Origin of the sequence: Curtobacterium sp. VKM Ac-2884 (assembly GCF_015350945.1) — a bacterium.
Classification (GTDB): domain Bacteria; phylum Actinomycetota; class Actinomycetes; order Actinomycetales; family Microbacteriaceae; genus Curtobacterium.
This window is the reverse complement of sequence record NZ_JADKSA010000003.1, coordinates 199,649-217,773: the sequence shown is the minus strand read 5'-3', so window position 1 is coordinate 217,773 and position 18,125 is coordinate 199,649. Positions and strand designations below refer to the sequence as shown.

At 75.0% G+C, this 18,125-nt stretch carries 17 protein-coding genes; 13 read left to right on the top strand and 4 right to left on the bottom strand.

The window, feature by feature from the left end; all coding sequences use genetic code 11:
- The first annotated feature begins 18 nt into the window (after positions 1-18).
- The gene (locus ITJ60_RS09400; protein ID WP_194647753.1) at positions 19-915 is read left to right on the top strand and encodes a universal stress protein; all 897 of its coding nucleotides are present in this window, start codon (positions 19-21) and stop codon (positions 913-915) included.
- Here the strand turns inward: ITJ60_RS09400 and ITJ60_RS09395 are convergent.
- The 3 genes from ITJ60_RS09395 to ITJ60_RS09385 all read right to left on the bottom strand — a co-directional run bounded on the left by ITJ60_RS09395 (position 863) and on the right by ITJ60_RS09385 (position 3,341).
- Positions 863-1,789 carry an SGNH/GDSL hydrolase family protein gene (locus tag ITJ60_RS09395; RefSeq protein ID WP_194647752.1) on the bottom strand — a complete coding sequence of 309 codons (927 nt, stop codon included), beginning with the start codon at positions 1,787-1,789 and terminating at the stop codon, positions 863-865. The genes ITJ60_RS09400 and ITJ60_RS09395 overlap by 53 nt on opposite strands.
- Positions 1,790-1,941: 152 nt before the next feature.
- Positions 1,942-2,298 carry a PRC-barrel domain-containing protein gene (locus tag ITJ60_RS09390; RefSeq protein WP_111084060.1) on the bottom strand — a complete coding sequence of 119 codons (357 nt, stop codon included), beginning with the start codon at positions 2,296-2,298 and terminating at the stop codon, positions 1,942-1,944.
- A 50-nt stretch (positions 2,299-2,348) separates the two neighbouring features.
- Positions 2,349-3,341 carry a glycosyltransferase family 9 protein gene (locus tag ITJ60_RS09385; protein WP_323749140.1) on the bottom strand — a complete coding sequence of 331 codons (993 nt, stop codon included), beginning with the start codon at positions 3,339-3,341 and terminating at the stop codon, positions 2,349-2,351.
- 100 nt (positions 3,342-3,441) lie between these two features.
- On the opposite strand from ITJ60_RS09385, the gene ITJ60_RS09380 reads away from it, so the two are divergent.
- From ITJ60_RS09380 to ITJ60_RS09350, 7 genes are all read left to right on the top strand, one after another.
- Positions 3,442-4,008, top strand: a complete 567-nt coding sequence (locus tag ITJ60_RS09380; protein WP_123339612.1) for an HAD family hydrolase — start codon at positions 3,442-3,444, stop codon at positions 4,006-4,008.
- The gene (locus ITJ60_RS09375) at positions 4,005-5,081 is read left to right on the top strand and encodes a glycosyltransferase family 9 protein (RefSeq protein ID WP_323749139.1); all 1,077 of its coding nucleotides are present in this window, start codon (positions 4,005-4,007) and stop codon (positions 5,079-5,081) included. Before ITJ60_RS09380 ends, ITJ60_RS09375 begins: the two co-directional genes overlap by 4 nt.
- A 53-nt stretch (positions 5,082-5,134) precedes the next feature.
- A complete protein-coding gene (locus ITJ60_RS09370) occupies positions 5,135-6,136 on the top strand; it encodes a glycosyltransferase (RefSeq protein WP_194647750.1) in 1,002 nt (333 codons plus the stop codon).
- A complete protein-coding gene (locus ITJ60_RS09365) occupies positions 6,133-7,491 on the top strand; it encodes a glycosyltransferase (protein WP_194647749.1) in 1,359 nt (452 codons plus the stop codon). Before ITJ60_RS09370 ends, ITJ60_RS09365 begins: the two co-directional genes overlap by 4 nt.
- A complete protein-coding gene (locus tag ITJ60_RS09360) occupies positions 7,488-8,108 on the top strand; it encodes a D-sedoheptulose-7-phosphate isomerase (RefSeq protein ID WP_123339609.1) in 621 nt (206 codons plus the stop codon). Before ITJ60_RS09365 ends, ITJ60_RS09360 begins: the two co-directional genes overlap by 4 nt.
- A 209-nt stretch (positions 8,109-8,317) precedes the next feature.
- Positions 8,318-9,700: a PfkB family carbohydrate kinase gene (locus tag ITJ60_RS09355; protein WP_194647995.1), complete on the top strand. Its 1,383-nt coding sequence runs from the start codon at positions 8,318-8,320 to the stop codon at positions 9,698-9,700.
- A gap of 35 nt (positions 9,701-9,735) precedes the next feature.
- Positions 9,736-10,440, top strand: a complete 705-nt coding sequence (locus tag ITJ60_RS09350) for an SDR family oxidoreductase (protein WP_111084066.1) — start codon at positions 9,736-9,738, stop codon at positions 10,438-10,440.
- A 681-nt stretch (positions 10,441-11,121) separates the two neighbouring features.
- Here ITJ60_RS09350 and ITJ60_RS09345 read toward each other — a convergent pair.
- Complete coding sequence (locus ITJ60_RS09345; RefSeq protein ID WP_194647748.1) at positions 11,122-12,219, bottom strand: glycosyltransferase family 9 protein; 1,098 nt, start codon at positions 12,217-12,219, stop codon at positions 11,122-11,124.
- Between the two features lie 145 nt (positions 12,220-12,364).
- On the opposite strand from ITJ60_RS09345, the gene ITJ60_RS09340 reads away from it, so the two are divergent.
- The 5 genes from ITJ60_RS09340 to ITJ60_RS09320 all read left to right on the top strand — a co-directional run bounded on the left by ITJ60_RS09340 (position 12,365) and on the right by ITJ60_RS09320 (position 18,100).
- Entirely contained in the window at positions 12,365-13,780 is a 1,416-nt protein-coding gene (locus tag ITJ60_RS09340) for an aldehyde dehydrogenase family protein (protein WP_194647747.1), read from the top strand.
- Positions 13,777-15,360, top strand: coding sequence for a D-glycero-beta-D-manno-heptose 1-phosphate adenylyltransferase (gene rfaE2 / locus ITJ60_RS09335; protein WP_194647746.1), 1,584 nt, complete (start codon positions 13,777-13,779; stop codon positions 15,358-15,360). Before ITJ60_RS09340 ends, rfaE2 begins: the two co-directional genes overlap by 4 nt.
- A gap of 93 nt (positions 15,361-15,453) precedes the next feature.
- Positions 15,454-16,227, top strand: a complete 774-nt coding sequence (locus ITJ60_RS09330; RefSeq protein ID WP_194647745.1) for a DedA family protein — start codon at positions 15,454-15,456, stop codon at positions 16,225-16,227.
- Entirely contained in the window at positions 16,224-17,441 is a 1,218-nt protein-coding gene (locus ITJ60_RS19310; RefSeq protein WP_194647744.1) for a sensor histidine kinase, read from the top strand. The genes ITJ60_RS09330 and ITJ60_RS19310 overlap by 4 nt, the downstream gene beginning before the upstream one ends.
- Complete coding sequence (locus ITJ60_RS09320; protein WP_194647743.1) at positions 17,438-18,100, top strand: response regulator; 663 nt, start codon at positions 17,438-17,440, stop codon at positions 18,098-18,100. The genes ITJ60_RS19310 and ITJ60_RS09320 overlap by 4 nt, the downstream gene beginning before the upstream one ends.
- Positions 18,101-18,125 lie beyond the last annotated feature (25 nt).

The following is an 18,125-nucleotide window of genomic DNA, read 5'->3' as shown; positions in this document are numbered from 1 at the left end:
CGGAGGAGGCCGATCGGGATGGACGAGCGATGGACGACGGTGACGTTGGCCGCCGATGCGGCGATGCCCCACGACGAGGCCCTGCGGTGGATCGTGGCCCGCGCCGACGCCGGTGTCGAGCGGCTGCGGATCATCGGCGCCGACCACGCGTTGGAAGGCCGGACGCCGGTCGCCGACCAGCTCGCCGAGGCCGCGCGGACCGCCCTGCCCGGTGTGGCGGTCGAAGTGCACCGGCACGCGGGTCCGTTCGCCGCAGCCCTGGTCGAGGAGTCGGACGGCGGCGACCTGCTCGTGATCGGGAGCTTCCGCCACCGGCGCGGATCGACGGCCGGCGGTGACCCGGCGCGCGTCGCCGAGCGTGCTGCCGTCCCGACCGTGGTCGTGCCGGAGGGTCCGCACCCGATCGACGGCGACGTGGTGCTCGCGGTGGAGGACCCGATCGACGAACGCGCGGTGTCCATCGCCGTCGACGAGGCCGTCCGGCGGAACCGACGGCTGACGCTCCTGCGCGCGTGGGAGATGCCCGTGCTCACCCGGACCGGGCTGACCGACTTCGCCGAGGACCCGCTCCGGTGGCGCACCAGCAACGCCGAGCTGCTGCAGCGGGTGACGTCCGTGCTGACCACGCGGTACCCGTCACTCCGCATCCGTCCGCTGCTGGTCGAGGGCCACCCGGGGCACGCGATCGCGTCGCACACCCGACGGGCGTCGCTGGTGGTGCTCGGCCGCGGCCACGTGCGCGCACTCTCGGGCTCACTGCTCCACGACGTCGTCCGCGAGACGGCAGCCCCGGTCTGCGTGGTCCCGCCGGCGGCGCACGCGGACAGCCGAGCGGCCACGGCGACCGAGACCGCCGGTGGGGTCAGCCGGCGAGGGCGCGGATCGCGGCGGCCATCCGCGCGGTCAGGTACGTGACGCCGCGCTCGTTCGGGTGCAGGGCCCCAGCCTCCAGGTCGATCTTCCGCAGGTCACCGGAACCGGTGAGCGTCACCCCGGCCACGTAGCGCTTCGACGCGGCGCACGGCGAGTGGTCCTGCGTGCTCGCGAAGACGTCGACGAACCGGACCCCGGCGGCGGCGGCAGCGGACCGGGAGACCTCGTTGAGTTCGTCCTGGACACCGTGCAGGTACTCGACGTCCGTGTCCGTGAAGGGGTAGGTGTCCGACGGGAACGAGCCCGCCAGGGTGCCGAGGTCGAGTGCGGACCGGAAGCAGCCCTTCGCGGGGGTGTCCTCGGCGTCCGGGAAGATCGCCGGGTAGCCGAGGAACACGACGACGGCGTTCGGGGCGGCCCGCTGCACGGCGCCCAGGGTGTCGGCGATGCCGAGGGCCACGCGCGACTGGATCTTCACGGCGAGCTGGTCGACACCGTCGCGCACCAGGGTGCTCTCGCACGACGGGGCGTCGCGACCCGAGAACACCGGGCCGTTCGCGGAGATCGCCAGGCACGAGGCCGCCGTGCCGAACAGGTCCGCATCGTTGCCGCCGATCGTCAGGGTCACCAGTCGGGTGCGGTCGGACAAGGACTCGATCTGGGGCGGGACGCCCTTGAACTGGTGGCCCGTGGTGACGTCGTCGCTCGTGGCGCCGGAGCAGGTGACGTCGGTCAAGTCGAGCCCGAACTGCGCCGCGAGCCGGTGCGGGTAGTCGCGCGCCGACTGCACGCAGGCGTTCGAGGGCAGTCCGGTGCGGTCCCCCAGGCCGTACCCGGCCGAGTAGGAGTCGCCGAGCGCCACGTACTCACTGCCCGGTGGGATCGCGTCGAGCGTCTCGGCGGGGTCGGCGGTCACGGGGTACGGCTCCGGCACCGGCCACATCGGCGCCGCGGAGGCCGGCGGCGCGCCGACGGACCCGCCGAGGCCCGCCGCCACGAGACAGAGCGCACCGACCACCGCCAGGGCGGCGCGCAGTGGTCGGCGGGTGATGCGGAGCAGTTCCGGCCTCAGCGGCGTCCGAGGCGACGCTCGCCGCCGCTGCCCGTGCGGTACTCGAGGCCGTAGTGCTGGAACAGCTCGGGCTCGGTCGCGGCGTCGAGCTCACCGTCGGTCGCGATGGAGGGTGCGTCCTTCACGAGCTTCTTCGGGAAGGTCACGCGCAGGTGCTTCGGTGCGACGGTCGCCCCGACGAGGGGGACGAACACGAGCTTCTGGAAGCCGACCATCCCGGTCGTGAGCGCACCGAACGCCGGCTCGGACGTGGCGGTGTCGTAGTAGATGCTCTCGAGCGTCCCGACCTTGTCCTCGGCCTCGTCGACGACCGGCAGGCCGATCCAGTCACGGATGTTGGCGGCTTCGAACACGAAGGACTCCTTCCGAGTGCCCGGTGGGTCCGGGTGGCTCTCGGTCGACGCTACCGGTCGGTCGCCTGTGCGGTCACCCCGAGCACGTCGAGCCGGTCCACCGCGGCGAGCACGTCGGCCGCGCCGACCGCCAGGATCGCCGGGTCGGGGTCGTCGGCGAAGACATCGCCGCGCCGGACCGAGGCATCGGTGAGGACGATGTGCGGACCCGACGCGGGCGGTCCCCAGGCCTCCGGCGGCGCCGGGCCGAAGAGCACCACCGACGGCACGCCGTAGGCGGTCGCGAGGTGGGCGGCACCCGTGTCGACGGTGACGACGAGCCGCGCCGCGGCGATGACGCCCGCGAACTCCTGCAGTTCCAGGGAGCCGGCCAGGACCGCCCCCGGCGCCAGCTCGGCCGCGTCCGCGACGGCACGTGCACGGACGACGTCGTCCGCGCCTCCCGTCAGGACCACGTCGGCACCGCGCTCCCGCAGTCCGCGCACCACGTCGGCGAAGCGGTCCGTGGGCCAGTGCCGCGCCCCGTGGAAGGCACCGACGTGGACGACCGCGGCGTCCGCGACCACCGGCGGTGCCGCCGGGCGGTCGACGGCCACGTCGTCGGCGTCGGCGGGGACGCCGTGCCAGGTGAGCAGGTCCGCCCAGCGGTCGCGTTCGTGTACGTCCGTCGGCCACTCGGGACCGTCGTAGCCGTGGGTCGGGTCGGCGTGCTCGATGACCCGACGGGGCTGCAGGGCGGCGATCAGGTCGGACGACTCGGGGCCGGCGCCGTGCAGGTTCACCGCGACGTCGACCGTGCCGGCGGGGACGTTGAGCGGGTGGTCGAGGCCGTGCTGCGCCAGGTGGACGTCCACGGCGGGGACGAGCTCGACGACGGGTGCCAGCCACGCGGTCGTCGCGAGGGTGATGCGGTGGTCGGGGAAGGCCCGTCGCAGGGCACGGAGCGCGGGGACGGCGACCAGGAGGTCGCCGAGCTTGATGGCGCGGAGGACGACGAGCTCCGGGCGTCCGTCGGCGGCGGGCAGGGTCTCGAGTGCGGTCACGGGCGCGACGGTAGGCGGTGCCCGCTGGTGGCGTCGGCAACGGGCGCGTTCCCCGGCTGTCCTGAACCGGCACGCGGCCGCCGACCGGTACTCCGGTGCCATGCCCCTCGCACCGGACCGCGCGATCCGCGGCCTGCTCTTCGACCGCGACGACACCCTCGTCGTGGACGTCCCGTACAACGCCGACCCGCGCCTGGTGGTGCCCGTCCCCGGTGCCCGTCGCGCCGTGGAGCGGGCTCGTGCAGCCGGGCTGCTGCTCGGCGTGGTCACGAACCAGTCCGTGGTCGCGAAGGGCCTGGCGACGCGCGAGCAGGTCGACGCGACGAACGCCCGTGTGGACGCGCTCGTCGGACCGTTCGACGTCTGGTGCGTCTGCCCGCACGACGCGGGCGACGACTGTGCCTGCCGGAAGCCGCGGCCGGGCATGGTCCTCGACGCCGCCGAGCGACTCGGGGTCCCGCCGGAGGCGCTCGTGCTGGTCGGCGACATCGGCGCCGACGTGCAGGCGGCGCGGGCCGCAGGGGCGCAGGGCGTGCTCGTGCCGACCCCGCGCACGCGGCCCGAGGAGGTCGACGACGCCGAGACCGTCGCGGCGACCCTCGCCGAGGCCGTCGACCTGGTGATCGCCGCGGCCGGACCGTCGACCGTCGAGACGGACCGGGCGTGAGCCGTCCCCGCGTCCTGGTGGCGCGCCTCGACTCGTTCGGCGACGTCCTGGTCGCCGGCCCCGCCGTCCGCGCCGTCACCGCCGGGGCCTCGCACGTCACGATGCTGTGCGGGCCGCAGGGCGCCCCGGCCGCCGAGCTGCTGCCCGGCGTGGACCGCATCCGGGTGTGGGCAGCGCCCTGGGTCACCGAGACCGCGCGGCCGATCGACGACGCCGTGCTCGCCGAGTTCCGCGCGCTCGTCGCCGAGGAGCGACCCGACGAAGCGGTCGTCCTCACCTCGTTCCACCAGTCGCCGCTGCCCCTGGCGCTGCTCCTCCGCCTCGCCGGTGTCCCCCGTGTCTCCGGGGCCTCGGTCGACCACCCGGGGTCGCTCCTCGACGTCCGCCTGCGACCCGGCGAGGACCTGCCCGAGGACGTCCCCGAACCCGAGCGTGCGCTGCGGATCGCCGACGCGGCCGGGTTCCGGCTGCCGCCGGGGGACGACGGGAGGCTCGTGGTGCGTCACGACGCCGTCGCACCCCCGTCCGTGGCCGGGCTGGGACGGTACGTGGTCGTGCACCCCGGCGCCAGCGTGCCCGCCCGGTCGTGGCCGGCGTCGCACCACCGTGAGCTCGTCGCGGCCTACGCCGAGCGTGGCGTGCCCGTCGTCGTCACCGGCTCCTCCGGGGAACGCGACCTCACCGCCGCCGTCGCCGGCGCCACCGGCATCGACCTCGGCGGTCGGACCACGCCCGCCGAGCTCGCCGCGGTCCTTGCCGGTGCCGAGGTCGTCGTGGTCGGCAACACCGGGCCGGCGCACCTCGCCGCGGCGGTCGGCGCACCGATCGTCAGCCTCTTCTCGCCCGTCGTCCCCGCCGTCCGGTGGGCACCGTACGCACCGCTGGTCGAACTGCTCGGGGACCAGGCCGCGCCGTGCCGGCTCAGCCGGGCCCGAGAGTGCCCCGTCCCCGGCCACCCGTGCCTGTCCACGGTGCGCATCGAGGACGTGCTCGCAGCCCACGAACGGCTGCTCGACCGCGCTTCGCGGATGGAACCGAGAAGTCTGCGGAGCGCGCCAGAAGGTGCTGCGTAGCGTCCGCCACTGCTCCCCCTTCTCCTCGTGTCCGACCGACCGAAAGGCCCCGCATGCGCATCCTCGTCTGGCACGTGCACGGCGGTTGGATGGACGCGTTCGTCCGCGGCCCGCACGAGTACCTGATCCCCACCACGCCGGCGCGCGACGCCTGGGGCCTCGGTCGTGGCGGGCGCGCCTGGCCGGCGTCCGCGATCGAGATCGACCCCGCCGACGTCGCCGGCGCCGAGGTCGACGTGGTCGTCCTGCAACGCACCGAGGAACTCGACGCGGCGAAGCGCCTGCTGGCCGGTCGCGACGTGCCGATCGTCTTCGTCGAGCACAACGCGCCACGCATCGACGTGCCGGACAGCCTGCACCCGTTCCGCGACCGCGACGACCTGACCATCGCGCACGTCACGCACTGGAACGCGCTCATGTGGGACTGCGGCACCACGCGCACCACGGTCGTCGAACACGGCGTCGTCGACCCCGGTCCGCGCTACACCGGCTCGCTCGACCGCCTCGGCGTCGTCATCAACGAGCCCGTCCGTCGGGACCGCGTCGTCGGCACCGACCTGCTCCCCCGCTTCGCGGCCGTGGCACCCGTCGACGTGTGGGGCATGGGCACCGAACGGCTGCCGGAGCTCGGCTTCGGCGACGCCGTGGTCGCCCGCGGTGACGTGCCCTCGGACCCGATGCACACGGCCCTCGCCGAACGCCGAGCGTACGTCCACCCGAACCGGTGGACCTCGCTCGGCCTGTCCCTCCTCGAGGCGATGCACCTGGCGATGCCGGTCCTGGTACTCGCGACGACGGACGCGGCGCGCACGGTGCCGGGCGAGGCCGGCGCGATCGCGACCGACGTCGAGGAGCTGGTGCGGGCCTCCCGGATCCTCGTCGAGGACCCCGACGAGGCGCGCCGACGGGGTGCCGTGGCGCGGGAGGCCGTGCTCGCACGGCACGCGCTCGGCCGCTTCACCGCCGACTGGGACGACCTGCTCGACGACGCCGTGACCCGCGGCGCCCGACGCGAGCGGGCCGCTGGCGCCGCGTTCGAGGGGAGCCTCCGATGAAGATCGCGATGGTGTCGGAGCACGCGAGCCCGCTCGCCGTGCTCGGCGGTGTCGACGCCGGTGGACAGAACGTCCACGTGGCCGAACTGTCCGGGGCGCTCGCGGACCGCGGGCACCAGGTGACCGTCTACACCCGGCGTGACGACGCATCCGCGCCGGTCCGGGTGCCGCTGCGACCGGGGGTCGACGTCGTGCACGTCGACGCCGGTCCGGCGCGGCACGTGCCGAAGGACGAGCTGTTCCCCTTCATGGGGACGTTCGCGTCGGTGCTCGCCGCGGAGTGGTTCGTGGACCGGCCCGACGTCGTGCACGCCCACTTCTGGATGTCCGGGCACGCGGCACTCGACGCCGTCGCGCAGGTGCAGGCCCGGACCGGCGGCACCCGCATCGCCGTCGCGCAGACCTTCCACGCGCTCGGCGTCGTGAAGCGTCGGCACCAGGGCTCGGCCGACACGAGTCCCGCCGAGCGCGAGTGGCTCGAACCGGCCGTCGGACGGAGCGCCGACCAGGTCGTCGCGACGTGCTCCGACGAGGCCTTCGAGCTCAAGGCCCTCGGTGTCCCCCTGCAGCGCATCTCCGTCGTGCCGTGCGGCGTCGACGTGGCGCTGTTCCGCCCCGACGGGCCCGTCGAGGAGCGCGGCCGTCCGCAGCGGGTGCTCACCGTGTCGCGGCTGGTCCGGCGCAAGGGCGTCGGCACGACCATCGCCGCCCTCGCCGCCCTGGTCGCCGAGGGGCGCGACGTGGAACTCGTGGTCGTCGGCGGTGCCGGTGTCGCCGGGGCCGACCTGGTGGACGACCCCGAGTACCAGCGGCTCGACGCGCTCGCCCGGTCGCTCGGGGTCCGTGACCACGTGACCTTCCGCGGACAGCTGGGACAGCACGAGATGCCCGCCGTGTACCGGAGCGCCGACGTCGTGGTCTGCGCACCCTGGTACGAGCCGTTCGGCATCGTCCCGCTCGAGGCGATGGCCTGCGGTCGACCCGTCGTCGCGTCGAGTGTCGGTGGGCTCATCGACACCGTCGTCGAGGACGGCACGGGCCTGCACGTCCCGCCGCGCGACGAGGCCGAGGTCGCCGCTGCCGTCGGCGCCCTGCTCGACGACCCGGACCGCCGCGGATCCCTCGGCCGGGCCGGCCGTGCACGCGCGGAGTCGCGGTACACGTGGCAGAAGGTCGCCGCGGACAGCGAGCGCGTCTACGAGCGGCTGCTGGCCGGTGCCGTCGCCGTGGCCGCGCCGACCACCACGGCGGGCGCACCGCAGCGCACCACCACGGCGGGCGCACCGACGCGCACCGCCACCCACGCCGGACGGGTCCCGCGTGCCGCACAGCCGACCGAGAGGACCGCCCGATGACCATCGACCAGCAGCCCGGCATCGACGAGCACACCACCGCGAGTGCACGCATCGTGCTCGACCACGTCGCCGCCTCGGTCCCCGTGATCGCCTCGCTCGTCGACCACCACGACCACATCGCCGCCTGGGCCGACGACATCGCGGCCCGGCTTGTGGCAGGTCGCCGCCTGCTCGCCGCGGGCAACGGCGGGTCGGCCGCCGAGGCGCAGCACCTGACCTCGGAGCTCACCGGACGCTTCGACGGCGACCGCCCCGCCTACTCCGCGATCTCGTTGCACGCGGAGACCTCGGCCGTCACGGCGATCGGCAACGACTACGGCTTCGACCAGGTCTTCGCCCGACAGGTGTCGGCGCACGCCCGGGCGGGTGACGTCGTCGTGCTGCTGTCGACCAGCGGCAGGAGCCCGAACCTGCTCCGCGCCGCCGAGGCTGCCCGCGCCGTCGGTGCCCGGACGATCGCGATGACCGGGCCGCGGCCGAACCCCCTGGCCGAGGCGGTGGACGACGCGATCTGCATCGCGGGGCCGTCCGCCAACGTGCAGGAGGCGCAGCTCGTGCTCGTGCACGCCCTGTGCCGGGCGATGGAGCCCGCACTGCGCCGCGGGGTCCGGCGATGACGCCGCAGCGGCCGGCAGCGCCGCAGCGGCCGGCAGCGCCGCAGCCGCCGGCAGCGCAGCGACCGGCAGCGCCGCAGCCGCCGGCAGCGCAGCGACCGGCAGCGCCGCAGCCGCCGGCAGCGCAGCGACCGGCAGCGCCGCAGCCGCCGGCAGCGCAGCGACCGGCAGCGCAGCGACCCGCAGCGCAGCACCGCGCGGCGGGTCGTCGCCTGCGGATCGTCGTCGTCGGCGACACGTTGCTCGACGTCGACGTGGCCGGTACCAGCGATCGGCTCAGCCCGGATGCACCCGTGCCCGTCGTCGACGTCACGACCGACGACCGCCGCGCCGGGGGTGCCGGTCTCGTCGCCACGATGCTGGTGCGTGACGGACACGACGTCACCCTGGTCACCGTCGTGGGCGACGACGCCCGTGCGCAGGAGCTCCGCGACCTGCTCCCCGACGTCACCGTGGTCGCCGGTCCCTCCGGTGCGCCGACGCCGGTGAAGACCCGCGTGCGCGTCGTCGACCACGCGCTCGTCCGCATCGACGAGGGCTGTGCGACCCCGCCCGTGCCCGAGGCCACCGACGCCATGACGGCCGCCCTCGACGGCGCCGACGCGATCGTGGTCGCCGACTACGGCCGCGGGGTCGCCGCCGCTCCGGCGCTGCGGGAGGCCCTCGCACGCGTCGCCGAGCACACCCCCGTGGTCTGGGACCCGCACCCGAAGGGCGCCGCACCCGTTCCCGGCATCACCGTGGCCACCCCGAACGCCGCCGAGGCCCGCCGGTTCACCGACGTCGACGGCCACGGCGTGCCCGTCGCGACCGTGCCCTTCGCGACCGTGGCCGCCGCGGCCCTCGTCGAGCAGTGGGGCGTCGGCGCCGTCGCGGTGACGCTCGGCGACCGCGGAGCACTCCTCGCCGACGACCGTTCGGACAGCCGCTTCGTGCCGGCACCCTCCGTCACCGCCGGCGACCCGTGCGGCGCCGGGGACCGGTTGGCGGCCGGTGTCGCCGTGGCACTGGCCGGCGGAGCGGACGTCCCCGACGCCGTCGCCGCCGGCGTGGTCGCGGCCTCCGAGTACCTGGCCGCCGGCGGCGTCACCGCGCTCTTCGCCGACGACGGCCCCGCGCCGCTGCGGGTACCGGGAGCCGACCGCGACGCGCTGCGCACCGTGCACGAGGTCCGGAGCGCCGGCGGCACCGTCGTCGCGACCGGCGGCTGCTTCGACCTGCTGCACGCCGGGCACGCCCGCACCCTGTCGGCCGCGCGGGCACTCGGCGACTGCCTGGTCGTGTGCCTCAACTCGGACAGTTCGGTCCGCGCGCTCAAGGGTCCGGACCGGCCGATCATGACCCAGGACGACCGCGTCGAACTCCTGCTCGCCCTGGACTGCGTCGACGCCGTCGTGGTGTTCGACGAGCACACCCCCGACGAAGCACTCCGCCGGTTCCGCCCGGACGTCTGGGCGAAGGGCGGCGACTACACCGCGAGCGAGCTGCCCGAGGCCGCGACTCTCGCCGAGTGGGGCGGACGCGTCGTCACCGTCCCGTTCCACCCCGGCCGCTCGACGACCCGGCTCGCCGCGGCCCTCGAACACGTCGGCTGAGCCCGACGGATCCACGCCCCTACGGAAGGAAGTCCATGCCCGTCCCCACCACCCCCATCGGCCGCGTCCTCGTCACCGGCGGCGCCTCCGGACTCGGCGCGGCGGTCGTCGCCGCGGTCGTCGAGGCCGGCGGCACCCCGATCGTCCTCGACCTGCGCGTCGACGCGGTGTCCGAGGGCATCGACGCCGTGGCCGTCGACGTGTCGGACACCGACGCGGTCGAGCAGGCGGTCCGCCAGGCGGCCGAGCGTCACGACGGACTCGACGCGGTCGTGACCGCCGCGGGGATCGACACTCCCGCACCGATCGACGCGATCTCCTCCGGTAACTGGGAGAAGATCGTCGCGGTCAACCTCATCGGCACCGCCTCGGTCGTCCGTGCCGCACTGCCCGCCCTCGAGGCAGCGCACGGACGTGTGGTCACGATCTCGTCCTCGCTCGCCCTGCGCGGCGTCGGCGACGGCACCGCCTACTCGGCCTCGAAGTTCGGCGTCCGCGGCTTCTCGCAGGCCCTGGCCGCCGAGACCGCCGGCCGCATCGGTGTCACCAACGTGATCCCGGCCGGCATGCGCACGAACTTCTTCGCCGACCGCACCGAGCAGTACAAGCCGGGTCCGGACGCGCAGCTCATCGAGCCGGAGTACGTCGCGAACGCGATCCTCTTCGCCCTGTCGCAGCCGGCCGGCTGCGAGATCCGGGAGCTGTCGATCATGCCCGCGACGGAGCCGAGCTGGCCGTAGGCGCTCGCTGCGCGCCGCGCCGCGGCCTGGCGCGTCGGTCGTCGCCACGGGGCGGCCGTGAGGCGCGGTGCCGGTCGTGCACCGTGCCTCCCGTCCGTCGGTCTTGTCACGTTGCCTGCGCGGTGCGGCTTGCGTCGTCTGGTGCGGGGTTGGCGGCGTGGTGCGCGCCTGTGGCGCCGCACGCAGCGGTCAACCGCGCACAGGGTGGTGACGTGCGCACGGTGCGGCCGGGAGGCGCGTGCCGGTCGTGCGCCGGGCCTCCCGTCCGTCCGTCTTGTCACGTTGCCTGCGCGGTGCGGCTTGCGTCGTCTGGTGCGGGGTTGGCGGCGTGGTGCGCGCTTGCAGCGCCGCACGCAGCGGTCAACCGCGCACAGGGTGGTGACGTGCGCACGGTGCGGCCGGGAGGCGCGTGCCGGTCGTGCGCCGGGCCTCCCGTCCGTCCGTCTTGTCACGTCGCCTGCGCGGTGCGGCTTGCGTCGTCTGGTGCGGGGTTGGCGGCGTGGTGCGCGCCTGTGGCGCCGCACGCAGCGGTCAACCGCGCACAGGGTGGTGACGTGCGCACGGTGCGGCTTGCGTCGTCTGGTGCGGGCTTGACGGCGTGGTGCGCGCTTGCAGCGCCGCACGCAGCGGTCAACCGCGCACGGGGTGGCGACGTGCGCACGGTGCTGTCAGACGGTGCTGTCAGATGGTGCGGAGCAGGTCGGCGACGTCGTCGAGGACCTGCTGCGGGTCGACCTCGTCGACGTAGGACGGGTCGTGCGCGCAGCGCTCGGCCGTCCACCCCACCTGCGTGACGTCGATCCCGCAGACCGGGCAGCGCGTGACGTAGGACAGGTGCACGCGGTGGCGCCCGCGGTCGAACGGCCCGGCGTTGACGACGTTGCCGAACCAGAACACGCCGACGGTGGGCGTCCCGACGGCGACCGCCAGGTGCCGCGGGCCGGAGTCGTCACCGACCATGACGTCGGCGGCGGCGAGCACGGCGGGGAGCTCGCGGAGCGGCACGGCACCGGTCAGGTCGTGCACGCGTCCGGCGAGGTCGGCGGGCAGCGCGTCGACGATGGCGGTCGACGCCGGCACGTCGGACGCGTCGCCGACGAGCACCACGTCGTCCCCGGCGGCGAGCCGGACACGGGCGACCTCGGCGAAGCGCGAGGGGCTCCATCGGCGGCGCGGGTCCGTCGCCCCAGGGTGGATCGCCAGGAGCCGGGTGCTGTCCCCGGCGACGCCGAGCCGCGCGCGGACCGCCGCCCGCTCGTCGTCGGACACGCGCACCCGCGGGTCGAGCGTGACGGGGGCGGCACCCGCGAGCGACACGACCTCGAGGGCGCGCAGGACCTCGTGCTGGTAGTACACGTAGCGCACCCAGCGCTCGAGGACCTCGGCGTCCTCGGTCGCGGTGCCGACGGTGTGCCGGGCGCCGAGCCGGAGCAGGAACGGGTTCGAGTTGCGGCCCCCACCGTGCAGCTGCACCGCGAGGTCGAACCGGCCGGACAGCCGCGCGAAGTAGTCCTCGGCGTCAGGAGCGTCGTCGCCGGTATCGCGGACGCCCGGTGCGACCGGGAGTTCCTCGAAGGCGTGCACGGCGTCGGTCCGGCCGCTCAGGACCGCTGCCGCGGCGGGCGTGCCGAGGAGCGTGATGCTCGCGTCCGGGTAGGCCGCGGCGAGGGCCTCGAGGGCGGGCACGGCGAACATCAGGTCGCCGAGCCCCCCGCCGCGGAGCACCGCGATCTCGGTCACGCCGTCGAACCGTTCTCCGCCCACACCGATCTGCTGCACGCCTCTCGTCTACCGGTCGGATGCCGGTGGGACGTCCAGCACCGGGCGACGGACGGCCACCGATGGACACGAAGCGCGGAGTCGAGTCGGCACACAGCGGTGTCCGAGCACCGTCTGACGCCCGTACGCCCTCCGGAAGGACACCATGACGATCGCACCCGCAGCTGCCGCCGCCGCCACGGACCTGGTGGTGACCGACCCCGTCGACGGGACGGTCGCGTCGACCGTGCCCCGTGCCTCCGACTCCGAGGTTCGCGATGCGGTCGCCCGCGCCCGGGCAGCTGCTGGCCCCTGGGCGCGCACCGCACCCGCCGAGCGCGGCGCGCTGCTGCACGCGGCGGCCGAGCACGTGCGCGCACACGCCCAGGAGCTCGCCGACCTGAACACCCGCGAGACCGGCAAGGTGCCGGGTGACGCACTCGGTGGGGTCGAGGCGGGCGTGGGGACGCTCGTGCAGTACGCCGAGCTCGGACCGGTGCACCGCGGCGAGGCCCTGCGCGGGCAGTTCGGGGCCGCCGACTGGGCCGTCCCGCACCCCCGCGGCGTCGTGCTCGCCCTGACGCCGTGGAACGACCCGGTCGCCGTGGCCTGCGGCATCCTCGGTGCCGCGATCGTGACGGGCAACACCGTGGTGCACAAGGGCAGCGAGCGGTCCCCCGCCACCATCGCGCGCCTGAACGCCCTGCTCGCCGAGGTCCTGCCCGACGGCGTGCTCGTCGGCGTGGACGGGGACGGGTCGACCGGCGAGCTGTTGCTCGCACAGGAGGGCATCGACGTGTACGCGCACGTCGGGTCCACCGCGACCGGTGACCGGCTGTCCGAGGTCGCCGTCGTGACGCGTGCCCACGTGGTCCGTGAGAACGGCGGGAACGACGCGGTCGTCGTCGATGCCGACGTCGACCCGGCGTGGGCGGCCGCCCAGGTGGCGCTCGGCGCGTTCGCGAACACCGGGCAGATCTGCACCAGCGTCGAGCGCGTCTACGTGCACCGTGACGTCGCCGAGCCCTTCGTCACCGCCCTCGTGGCCGAGGCGGAGCGCCGCACCGCCGCACCCGCGACGACCTACGGTCCGCTGGTCGACGACCGGCTGCGCAGCACCGTGCAGGCGCACGTCGACGACGCCCTGCAGCGCGGTGCCTCGGCGCGGACCGGTGGGGTCACCCCGGACGGCGTCGGATCCTTCTACCCGGCGACCGTGCTCACCGGGTGCACCGACGACATGCTCGTGATGACCGAGGAGACCTTCGGGCCGATCGCGCCGGTCCGCGTCGTGGCCGACTTCGACGAGGGGCTCCGGCTCGCGGCCGCCGACCGGTACGGCCTGGCCGCCACCGTCCTGACGAACGGCACCGGTCACGCCCTGCGCGCCGCCGCGGAGCTGCCGGTCGGCACCGTCAAGGTCAACGCGGTGTTCGGTGGTGCGCCGGGCGGCAGCGCCCAGCCGCGAGGTGCCTCCGGAGCGGGTTTCGGGTACGGCCCGCACCTGCTCGACGAGATGACCACGACCACGGTCGTGCACCTCGAGCCCGCCCCCGCACGCACCGCCGGCGGCACACGATGAGCGTCGACGTCCGGCTCGTCCGCGACCTGGTCGCCACGATCGACGACCGCGAACCGCTCGTCGTCGTGATCGGCGACTGCATCCTCGACCGGTGGACCGTGGGCGAGGCCGAGCGGGTCTCGCGCGAGGCCCCTGCACCCGTCGTCCGGGTCACCGAGACGATCGCGGTGCCCGGTGGCGCCGCGAACACCGCGGTGAACGCCCGCGCGCTCGGCGCCCGGGTCCGGCTCGTCGGACTCATCGGCGACGACGAGGCCGGTGGCGTCCTGCGCGAACGGCTCGAGACCGCGGGCGTCGACACCGCGTTCCTGGTCGAGATCGCCGGAGCGCGCACCACCACCAAGTCCCGCGTGGTCGGTGGCGACCGGGTCGTGGTCCGGGTCGACGACCTGGCCGGAACCCCGACCGCCGACCACAACGAACGGCTGGCACGCGCCGTCGCCCGAGCGGTCCGGTGCGCCGACGCCGCGGTCGTCTGCGACTACGGACTCGGCGTCCGTGCCGAGGACGTCGTCCCGGTACTCGACCGCGACCGCCCCGGGTCCATCGTCGTCGACGCGCACGACCTGCCCCGCTGGGCCTCGTTGCGACCCGACCTCGTCACACCCAACGCCGGCGAGGCCGCAGCACTGCTCGGGCGCGACCTCGGGACCGGCGCCGACCGGGTGGCCGCCGTCCTGGGCGCACGGGCCGACGTCCTCGCCCGGACCGGTGCCCGCGCGGCCGTCGTCACGCTCGACCGCGACGGCACCGTGCTGCTCGAGCGCAGCACGGACGAGGGTTTCCGCACCCGTGCGGTGCCGGCCTCGGAGCAGCAGGCGTCCGGAGCCGGGGACACGTTCTGCGCCGCTGCGACGGTGGCGCTCGCGGTCGACGCGTCCGTCCGTGATGCCGTGTCCGTGGCACAGGCAGCCGCCGACGTCGTCGTCCGCGAAGCCGGTACGTCGGTCTGCAGCGCCGCCGCGTTGCTCGACTCGGTGACGGCGCCGGCCGCGACCGTCGTCGACCACGACGAACTCGCGGCCGCCGTCGAACGGGCCCGTCAGGTCGGTCGGCGCGTGGTGTTCACGAACGGCTGCTTCGACGTCGTGCACCGTGGGCACACGACGTACCTGCGCCAGGCCCGGGACCTCGGCGACCTGCTCGTCGTCGCGTTGAACGACGACGACTCGGTGCGGCGGCTGAAGGGACCGGAACGCCCGATCAACCCGGCCGAGGACCGCGCCGGGGTGATCGCCGCCCTGGCCTGCGTCGACCTGGTGACGGTCTTCGCGACCGACACCCCGATCCCGCTCATCGAACGGCTGCGCCCCGAGGTCTACGTCAAGGGCGGTGACTACTCGCCCGAGATGCTCCGCGAGACGGCGGTCGTGCGCGGGTACGGCGGCGAGGTGGTGATGGTCGACTACGTCCCCGAGCACTCCACGACGGCCGTGGTCCGGCGCATCCGCGATGCCGCGGCCGCATCGGCCGGGTCGGCGAAGCCACCCGCGGCGTCGGCCGGGTCCGCGGTGCCAGCCGCCGCGTCGGCCGGGTCGGACCCCGAGGGGACCACCGACGGAAAGGTCATACCGCAGTAGGGGGTCGTCGAGACCCCGGCGGGATGGCAGCGCTCCCGACGCTCCGTAGCGTCGAACCCGTCGACGAGGTCCGTCGGCGGAGGGAGCGTCGCCGTGTTCGACCAGATCACCCCGTTCGTCGTCGAGTTGGCCGCGAGTCCGCTCGTCTACGTCGTGCTCGTCGCCCTGTGCTTCGTCGACGGCTTCTTCCCGCCGGTCCCGAGCGAGTCGGCGCTGGTCGCCGTCGCCGCCATCGCCGCGACGTCCGGCCAGCCCGTCCTGGCCGGGGTCCTGGTGGCCGCTGCCGTGGGGGCGATCGCGGGTGACTCGGTGGCGTACTGGATCGGCCGCCGGATCGGACTCGCCCGCCTGGCGCAGTCCCGACGGCCGCGGATCGCCGCGGCGTTCGCGTTCGCCGAACGGCAGATGCAGCGCCGGTCCGCGAGCCTGATCCTGGTCGGCCGCTACATCCCCGTCGGCCGGGTCGCGGTGAACACGACCGCCGGCGCGACACGACTGCCGTACCGACGCTTCCTCGCCATCAGTGCGATCGCCGGGACGGCGTGGTCCGCGACCTCGGTCGGGATCGCCCTGGCAGCATCGCAGGTGCTGCACGAGCCGCTCGTCGCCGCCCTGGTGTCGATGGTGGTCGCGGGTGGCCTCGGCATCGCGGTCGACCGGGTCATCGGTAGCATCAGCCGCAGGCGCGATGCCCGTGCCGCCCGAGCGGCCGCCGCGATCGCACCCACGACCGGCGTGCCCACGACCGACGTGTCCGCGACCGACGTGTCCGCGAGCGACGTGCCGACCGCGAGCACAGCACCCGTCGCGCACGCCCCGTCCGCCACACCCCGCATCGTCCCCACCGGAGAGATCGTCCGACCGTGACCACCGCCCTGCTCCGCCCGCGACCGACCTGGCTGCCGCTGGCGACCCGGATCGCACTCGTGGTCGCGGTGGTGTCCCTGTTCAGCGTCGCCGCCCCGGTGACCTCGGTGTACTACGCCGTCGCCGTCCCGCTCTCCCTGCTCGTGTCGGCGGTGCTCGCGGTCAGCATCGGCATCGCCCCGTTCGTCCCCCGCACCGCCGCCGCCGCCCACCTGGCCGGACTCGTCGCGCTCGGCCTGCTCACCGCCCCGGTCGAGACGAGCCCGTGGCCGATCCCGGTCACCGGCATCATCGGCCTGAGCGTCCTGCTCGTCGTGCTCGGGGTCCGCTCGACGTGGCGGCTGACCGCGATCGTGTGGGCCGTCGCCGCCGGGGTCCCGCTGCTGCTCGTCGCCGTGACGCCGGGCCGCTGGGACCAGCCCGCCGTGTGGGCGACGAGCTTCGTCGTGTCCGCCGGCGACACGCTCCTGGTCGCCGCGGCCGCCGTCGTCATCGGGCAGCGCCGCAGCATCCGCCAGGAGCTCGTCGCCGCCCGCCGCGACGCCGAGCTCGAGCAAGCCCGGCGCCGCACCGTCGAGGAGCGCTCCCGGATCGCCCGCGAGCTGCACGACGTCGTCGCGCACAGCATGTCCGTCGTGCACATGCAGGCGGAGTCGGCCCCGTACCGGGTGGCCGACCTGCCGCAGGAGGCCCGCGCCGAGTTCGCCGCGATCGCCGAGACCTCCCGCACGGCGCTGCGCGAGATGCGCCAGCTGCTCGGCACCCTGCGCGGGGACACCGCCGCCGAACGCGCGCCGCAGCCGGACCTCGCCGACCTGCCCGCGCTCGTGCAGGCCACGCGCGCCGCCGGCATCCCCGTGGAGCTCGACGTCGACGTCGCCGACGTCGTCGACCGGCTCGCGCAGCTCACCGTCTACCGGGTCGTGCAGGAGGCGCTCGGCAACGTCGCCCGGCACGCGCCCGGCGCGTCCACCGTCGTGACGGTCAGGAGGCTCGACACGCGTCTCCGGGTCGAGGTCGCCAACACCGCTCCACCCGCTGGCACCGTGCCGGCCGCACCACCCGACGACGGTGGCTTCGGCCTGGCCGGGATGCGCGAGCGGGTGACGGCGCTCGACGGCACGATCGAGCACGGCCCCGTGGCGGACGGGGGCTTCGCGGTCGTGGTGACCCTGCCCGTCCGCGTGCCGGCAGCCGACGGGGGAAGCCGATGACGCGGGTGATGGTGGTGGACGACCAGCAGATGTTCCGCGTGGGACTGCGGGCGATCCTCCAGGCCCAGGACGACGTCGAGGTCGTGGGCGAGGCTGCGAACGGTGCCGAGGCGGTGGTCGCGGCGATCCGGCTGCAGCCGGACGTGATCCTGATGGACGTCCGGATGCCGGAACTCGACGGGATCGAGGCGACCCGACGGATCACGGCGGCCCCGACGGACCGACCCGTCCGCGTGGTCATGCTGACGACGTTCGACATCGACGACTACGTGTTCGACGCCCTGCGGGCCGGGGCGAGCGGCTTCCTGCTCAAGGACGCGAGCGCCGACGAGCTCGTCGCGGCGGTGCGCACGGTGGCCGCGGGCGAGGCACTGCTCGCGCCGCGCGTGACCCGGCACCTGGTCGAGGCGTTCGTCGCCGGACCGGTCACCGCCGCTCCGCGCACCGAGGTGCTCGACGTCCTGACCGACCGGGAGCGCGACGTGTTCCTGCTCATGGCGCGCGGGCGGTCGAACGGCGAGATCGCGGGCGACCTGTTCATCGCGGAGCAGACCGTCAAGACCCACGTGGGGCGGGTGCTGGCGAAGTTGCAGTTGCGCGACCGGGTGCACGCCGTGGTGCTGGCGTACGAGGCCGGCCTGGTCCGCCCGTCCGCCTGACGCGGCCGCGCCGCTCACTGGCCCC